The following is a 7,718-nucleotide window of genomic DNA, read 5'->3' on the forward strand; positions in this document are numbered from 1 at the left end:
CGACAGAGGTCAGGCAGACGATGATAACGAAGGTTACCATAGAGTACTTCAAGAGATTCGCTAAACAGACATTTGACCTTGGCGATGATGTCGTCCTTGCCGGGCCAAACAACTCCGGGAAGACCACGCTTCTCCAAGCGATTTCGGTATGGGATCTTGGAGTTCAACGCTGGCTCGCTGAACGGCAAGAACCTTCCAAGGCTAAGGAGCGCACGGGAGTTCCAATAACCAGAAAAGACTTCGCTGCTATCCCGCTCAGAGAAATGAACCTCCTGTGGTACGACAGAAGGACGGCATACCGCAAGAACGAAGACCCCGGGAAAAAGAGCGGAGATCATAAGCTGATAAGAGTGAGTATATGGGGGCGGGCCACTAAAGCAGAAGCCAATTGGCACCTCGCGGTCTGCTTTCGCTACGCCAACAAGGAGCTGGTATATGTGTGGCTAGAAGATGAGCAGGGCAAGCACGTTGTGGATGTCCCTAAAGGGGTCAACGAGACTGACATTGTCCATGTGCCTCCCTTTTCCGGCATTGGGGCGGAAGAAACTGGGCTGAACCCGGGCTATCAGAATATGTTGGTTGGCCAAGGGAAGCCGGGAGACATCCTGCGCAACCTACTCCACGAGGTTTACGAGAAAAGCGAAGAGAGGAAGGCCGAGCCATGGCAATCACTCGTTGAGACCGTCAAAGAGGTCTTTGGCTACGTGCTTTTAGAGCCGCAGTATAACCCGCGCACAGACCCTTTCATCAAAGTTGAGTACCGACATAAGGCTTCAGGAGGTGCGAAGTTCGACATTGCCTCCGCGGGCAGCGGCTTCCACCAGGTCCTGATGCTCCTCTCGTTTTTCTATGCAAGGCCAGCGTCCGTTCTTCTCCTCGACGAGCCCGACGCTCACCTCCACGTGATCCTTCAGAGACAGATTTACGACCGTTTGCGCTCAGTAGCTCGAATGCGGCAATGCCAGCTCTTGGTCTCGACCCACTCGGAGGTCATCTTAGAAGATACAGGCCCGGAGCAAATCCTCTCGTTTTACGGTGCGCCTCATCGCCTGCGCGTCGAGCCCGAGAGGGATCAGGTGCGAGAGGCTCTCAAGCGACTCTCCTCGCTTGACATTCTGTCGGCAGAGAGCGGTCAGAACATTCTCTACGTTGAAGGCGAGAGCGACTTCAAGATTCTGGCGGAGTTAGCCCGCATCCTTCACCACCCAATGAAGGCGTTTTTCGATATGCCATTTTTCTGGCCGATACACGGCAGAGACGCGCGCGAGGCAAGAGCACACTTCTTCGGGCTTAAAGCGATTCGCCCCGTAATACGAGGGGTTCTGCTCTTGGACGGCGATAACCGAAGCCTCCCAGACCACGAGATAGCAGCGGACGATCTGACGGTGCTCCGATGGCGGCGCTATGAGATAGAGAACTACCTGCTTCACCCCGATGCTTTGTTGCGTTTCGTCGCGGGGCCGGCCCCGGACATCTTCTCAGCAGCTCGGAAGACCGCGGGGGAGAAGTACCTGAAGGACAATCTGCCGCCCGCCGCCCTCTCACATCCATTGGGGGATATTGACTATCTCGTCGCCACACCTTCCAGCAAAGCCCTTCTCCCTGCCTTTCTTGAAGCGGCAGAGCTCGGTCTTTCGAAAAAGGACTACTATCAGATAGCCGCCGTGATGAAGAAAGCGGAGGTTCATCCTGAGGTCAAGGAGAAGCTTGACGAGATGGAGCGAGTGTTATTGCCCGTGCCCAGCGCCTCGGACGGCCCGGCAAGGTAAGGGCCTCGCGCCCGTGAAACTGACATCGCGAAGGCGTAGCGCAGCCTGGTTAGCGCGCTGCCTTCGGGAGGCAGAGGTCGGAGGTTCAAATCCTCTCGCCCCGACCAGCCATATAGCGGCCTTCACGGCGATTTCCCGTCAGGGCGCGCTCCTTCTGTCCTTTCTATGAGCATCTGCTTCGGGGCGTGATGCTTCACTGTCTGTTGCTCCGGGCACACATCGGTTTTCGGCTCCCGCGTGGCAACTACTTGCGCCAGAACTCGGGGATGAGGAGGATTATGACCGTGTATATCTCGAGGCGCCCCAGGAGCATGCACCATATCAGCAGCCACTTGCCGAGGTAGGGTATGTTAGCGTAATTCGCGGCGGGGCCGACGAGGCCCAGGCCGGGGCCGATGTTCCCCATTGTGGCCGCAACTGCTCCGACGGAGGTTACGACATCGACGCCCATGCTCGACAGCAGGACAGCGGAAACGGCGAATAGGCCCATGTAAAGGAGCACGAACCCCAAGACGCTCCTCATAACGGCCCTGGACACGGGCTTGCCGCCGATCTTTACATATCTGACGCCGTGGGGGTGAACCATCGTGAAAAGCTCCTTGTAGATGTATTTGAGGCAGAGCATGATGCGGAGGCACTTCATGCCGCCTCCAGTCGAACCGGCCGAGGCGCCGATGATCATGCACAAGAGCAGGATGAGCTGGGACATGGCCGGCCACTGGCCGTAGTCGGCCGTGACGTAGCCCGTGGTGGTAATGACTGAGACGACCTGAAAGGCCCCGTAGCGGAGCGCCTCGCCCAAGCTGTCATAGACGGCGCCGTAGATGTTAAGGCTTACAATGACGATTAGGATAACGACGGCGCCGAGGAAGAAGCGGCACTCGGAGTCCCGCCAGAAGGCCAATGGTTTCCCCCTAAGCATCTGATAGTGAAGCGCGAAGTTCACGCCAGCCAGCAGCATGAAAACGATGATAACGATGTCGAAATAGACGCTGTCGAAGTGGGCAATCGAGGCGCTCTTGGTTGAGAATCCGCCAGTGGGCATGGTGGTGAACGCGTGACACACGGCGTCATAGAGGCCCATTCCGCCTAACAAGAGGAGCCCGATTTCGGCCGCGGAAATCAGGGCATAGACCTTCCAGAGTACCATTGCGGTGTCCTTGATGCGGGGCCTGAGCTTGTCAGGGACGGGGCTTGGGACCTCGGCCTTGTAGAGCTGCATGCCGCCGACGCCCAAGAAGGGGAGAATCGCCACAGATAGGACGATGATGCCCATTCCGCCTAGCCATTGGATGAGGCTCCGCCACAGAAGAAGCCCCTTTGATACCGTCTCGATATCGGTCAGGACAGACGAGCCCGTCGTTGTGAAGCCCGAAACGGATTCAAAGAAAGCATCGACGAAGGTCTCGAACGCACCGCTAAGATAGAAAGGCAGCGCGCCGAATAGGCCCATCGCAGTCCATCCAATCGCCACGATCGCCATTCCCTCGCGCTGGCTGATGTGCTCTACCCTCACGCCCCTGAAACATGCGTAAAGCAGCGCCCCGGCAGTTATCGTTATTCCCATCGACGCCGAGATGGGAATGATGCTCTGGTCCCAGTAGTAAAGGCCGACCAAAAGGGGGAACATCATCGTTAGCCCCAAGAACAGGACAAGTATCCCAACGATACAAAGGACGTAACGCCAGCGCATCTAGAAGTACTTCAGCTTTGTCGCGAGGATCTTTTCGACCTTCGGGACGGCCTGTCTTCTGGCGAACACTATGATCCTGTCGTCGGGTTCGATAACGCTGTCGCCGGAGGGGATGATCACCTTGCCGCCGCGCGTTATCGCAGTAACGAGCACGCCTTGGGGGAACGAGATTTTCTTCAAGGGCTTGCCAACGATGTCCGAAGTCTTTTGGGCCACAGCTTCCATCACCTCCGCCTGTTCGCCCTTGATGGACATGGCCGACAGCACTTTGCCTCGCCGAACATGTTGCAGGATTGTGTTTATCGCGGAGAGGCGGGGGCTGACCACCTGGTCGAGACCAATCGTCGTCATCAGCGGGAAGTAGCTGAACGTGCTGATCTTCACAATTACCTTTCGCGCTCCCATCTGTTTGGCGAGCAGCGCGGCCAGAATGTTTGTCTGCTCATCGCCCGTCAGCGTGATAACGACATCCATATCCTGTATGTTCTCTTCGCTCAAGAGGGCCTGATCGGAGCAGTCGCCGTTGAGCACGACTGTCTTGTTCAGCTGCTCAGCAAGCGCTTCGCATCGGTCAGGGTCCTTTTCGATTATCTTGGTCGAGATCGATTTCTCCTCAAGCAAGGCAGCCAGCCTGAAACCTATCCGCCCTCCGCCTGCGATCAGGACCCGGCGCAGCGGCTCGGCGTGCTTGTCGAAAGCAGAAAGCGTTTCCAGCAGCTTCGCCTTCTCGCTGACGAGATAGACAAGGTCGCCCGGCTTTAGCCGGTCATTGCCGCGAGGGATTATCAGCTCCTCGTCCCGAACCACGGCCGCGATAAGAGGGCTTGGTCTTCCAATCTTGGCGGAAATCTCAGAGAGGCGAACGCCCGCCAGCCGCGCCTCTTTGTCCAGCTGTATCCCGATGAACTTGACGCGGCCGTCGGCAAACTCGCCTACGTCAACGGCTCCGGGGACGCTCATTAGCCTATCGATAGTCTTTACAACCTCGATCTCCGGGTTGATTATGGTGTCGATATGAGGCGGCCGATCGCGGAACGTCCCGTGATAATTCTCGAAGTCGGCATCCCGCATGCGGGCGAGTTTCTTGACTGACTGTGAGATTGTGTCCGCGATGAGGCACGCGGCGAGGTTCGTGTCGTCGCTGTTGGTTACCGCAAGGAGTATCTCGGCCTCTTCTATGCCCGCCTCCGCAAGGACCACTGGACTGCTTCCAGACCCGGTTATGACCTGCACGTCTATGCTGTCCGAGACGCGCCGGATGGCCTCGGGGTCAATGTCTATTACAACCACGTCCTTGTTCTCATGGGCCAGGCGAGAAGCGATGTGAAAACCGACCTCACCCGCGCCAACGATCACGACTTTCAACTGATCTGCTCCCTCTCGGTTGCCATCAACTCACGGTTAGCCCCTACTATACACAATCTGATCTGTCATTTGTTGACGATGAGGGGAGAAGCGCAGAAGGGGGAAAAGGGGCAAATGGATGGCCTTACGCGGGAACCGTTGGAAACCTCATTCGCCTCAGTCTTCCATTAGCCTGAATGACCTTCAGGGTAGCGGATAGTGAAATCCCATATCGACTGTGCCCGTATCCGGCGCGCCGTCGGCCTGGGTCGTGTGGTGACTCCCATACTCCAGATAACGACTTCCAGCATCAATGCAGGGGCTGTTTGGGTCGAGGTAGTAGCTCCCAAGCGGCCCATCAAAGAAGAGCGGGTCGGCGTTTATGTTCCCCTCGCCCTCAATCTGCTCGCCTATACAGCAATACCTCGCCTCGCATCCGTCGATGTCATCGCCATTGCCCCAAACTATGCAATCCAGCAGCCTGCATGAATCCCTGCCGAGAATACCACCGTACTCCGGGGCCGAATTATCGGCTATTGTGCAGTTCTGGATATCCACAATAGACCTACTCAGCCGCATCGCGCCTCCGGACTCCACGGCGGTGCAACCCACTATGAGAGTATCGTCCAGAGTCACTACGGAGTCCGTGATACTGACTCCGCCGCCCCAGTAGGCTGCGCAATCCGATATCAAGTTCCCTGAGCAAGTTACAGAGCTGCGATAGAAATAGAAGGCGCCACCCCACCCGCGCGCCATATTTCCAGACAGTCTGTTTTCTGAGATATCAGCTGTGCTGTCGGACAAGAACACGCCAGCGCCGACGTAATCATATTCGCCAGACCTGACGTTGCCCTCAATCTCATTATTCCACAGGACCACTCTGCTGTCCCAACATTCGATGCCCGCCGTGTTATTCCTGATGACATTCCCACTTGCCTCCAGGACGCAACCATCATAGCCGCAGATGACGCCCGGACCGTCATTATCCTCGATGGTGTTGGCCCAAGCCATGATGGTGCAGGGGCCATAGCCGCACACGCCTCCACCTCTATTCTCGCTGATGATGTTATCTGATATCTCTGCCGTCGAATCCTCGCCGATGGAGACACCATAGCTGTATTCGCCACAACCATTTCGCCGGATTGTGTTGCCCTCAATCTCCACCGCGCAGAAAGAAGAGCAACGTATCCCATCTCCATAATATTCAGTGCCGTTCTCCTGGATCACACAGTTGGTGATCGTCGGGGATGAATACCTGTTGTATATGCCGTTCTGGGAATTGGAGGTAATCGTGTTGTCATTGATTACCGGCGAGCTCCTTTCGCAGTATATACCGCTACCAGTATTGAACATGATGATATTGCCTTCAAGTCGGCCGCCGCTATTGTCGAAGTATGCAACTGCTCCGCCCGACTCGGCTTGATTACGCTCGATGATATTGCCTGTAATGAGCGGCGATGAATCGATGAGGCAAATTGCACTACCACCAAGAACGCCCCCAGCCTGTTTCCAATTGGCGTAATTCCCGATAATTATGTTGTCCGCGATGGTCAGGAAGCTCCTGATACAGAGTATGCCGCCTCCGCGAGCGTCATCACCGTCCTGGGCGCAGGCGTTTCCGCCTGTGATCGTCAGCCCCTGGATGGTAGCATCGATGACACGATCGCAGAGAATTACGTGGTATGCAGCGTCTTCAGCGTTGACGATGGTCTCAAGCGCCGAGGCGCCCACGAGAGACACCCAGCTCTTCATGTTTAGCGGGAACGTCTCGCCGTTGGTCGAGGCGGCGTATGTCCCAGCGGCCACGTGGATCGAGACGCGATTCGCCTCGGAGCCATCCACGGACGCCAGCGCATGAGTTATTGTTTTCCACGGGGAGGCTTCAGAGCCGTCGTTGCCATCGTCACCGGCTTGCGCGCTAACGTAGCAATGCGACCTAGGTACGGGCTCAAACGTAAACGGCGCAAAGCTCGGGTTGCAGACCCATTCCAGTATCCCGGCGTGGGTGAGGACCGAGGCGAAGCAATACTGTCCTTGATCGCTGATTGGCGGCATCGAGCAGGGAATATCAAACAACCCAAGGGGCCAGCTATTGAGCACAAATCCCACTGGAAGATGGATCTCCTGCATCCAGGGTCCGACACCGCTTGTCCAGCCCTCAACCTGAAGCGAGAAGACTCCCCCATCGGGCGTTAGAAGCCCAACATAGACGTCAACATTGCACTCGATATCCCGATTCGTGGCCGTCAGAATTACCTCGATTGTGTCATCATCGCCGTAGATATCGCTATCAGTGGAGATCGTGATTGATGGCCCGGCAATAGCCACGCCACAGAGCAGCAGCACGACCATTGATATTGACAAGGCCAGCTCGGTGTAGTGTCTGGTTTGTAAGCACATCGTCTCCTCCTCCATTCTATAAGTTACTTATAGAACACCTAAACTCCCGAAGGCTTCAAGGATAACAGAGTTTGGAGAGTAGGTTCAAGTGGGAAAGAGTCAGGAGCTTCCCCAAGACTTCGCTTGGGTAGGCTGCGTTATTGGCTGTCAAGCGGTGATTTGGACGTTGAACAACTGGCATTGGCAATTTCGGTACAGCCAGCCCCAACGGGGCTGAATGTGAGTAGCCCCGTGTGCAACGCGGGGTCACGGGCGCATCCAAATCCGTCTTGGCGACCCTAACGGGGTCGAACAAATTCAGATTAACGGTATCGTTCGACCCCGTTAGGGTCGCTTTTCAGGAGGTTTGGGACAACCTGTCCGCAGGTTTCACCTGCGGCTACTCACGTGTTCCCCTACGGGGAAAGAAGCCACAGCCAGCCGACGCTTGGCTATGCCCATAACCCATCTGTTCCCGCTGTCTCGAGACAGAATGAGGGAACTCCTCTCAAAAGAGTGCGTTGACACGATTG

Annotated in this window: 4 protein-coding genes; 1 reads left to right on the forward strand and 3 read right to left on the reverse strand. The window is 56.3% G+C overall.

Annotation, left to right across the window (positions count from 1 at the left end; genetic code table 11):
* Window positions 1-20: 20 nt before the first annotated feature.
* Window positions 21-1,769, forward strand: a complete 1,749-nt coding sequence (locus VM163_10325) for an AAA family ATPase (protein HUT04273.1) — start codon at window positions 21-23, stop codon at window positions 1,767-1,769.
* A 244-nt stretch (window positions 1,770-2,013) separates the two neighbouring features.
* On the opposite strand, the gene VM163_10330 is transcribed toward VM163_10325, so the two are convergent.
* The 3 genes from VM163_10330 to VM163_10340 form a co-directional block, all read right to left on the reverse strand.
* Entirely contained in the window at window positions 2,014-3,462 is a 1,449-nt protein-coding gene (locus VM163_10330) for a TrkH family potassium uptake protein (GenBank protein ID HUT04274.1), read from the reverse strand.
* Complete coding sequence (trkA, locus tag VM163_10335) at window positions 3,463-4,827, reverse strand: Trk system potassium transporter TrkA (protein ID HUT04275.1); 1,365 nt, start codon at window positions 4,825-4,827, stop codon at window positions 3,463-3,465. It abuts the gene before it with no gap.
* Window positions 4,828-5,010: 183 nt separating this feature from the next.
* Window positions 5,011-7,206, reverse strand: a complete 2,196-nt coding sequence (locus tag VM163_10340; protein ID HUT04276.1) for a right-handed parallel beta-helix repeat-containing protein — start codon at window positions 7,204-7,206, stop codon at window positions 5,011-5,013.
* Between the last annotated feature and the right edge of the window lie 512 nt (window positions 7,207-7,718).

The sequence above is a fragment of the bacterium genome (assembly GCA_035527515.1).
Taxonomy (GTDB): Bacteria; B130-G9; B130-G9; order B130-G9; family B130-G9; genus B130-G9.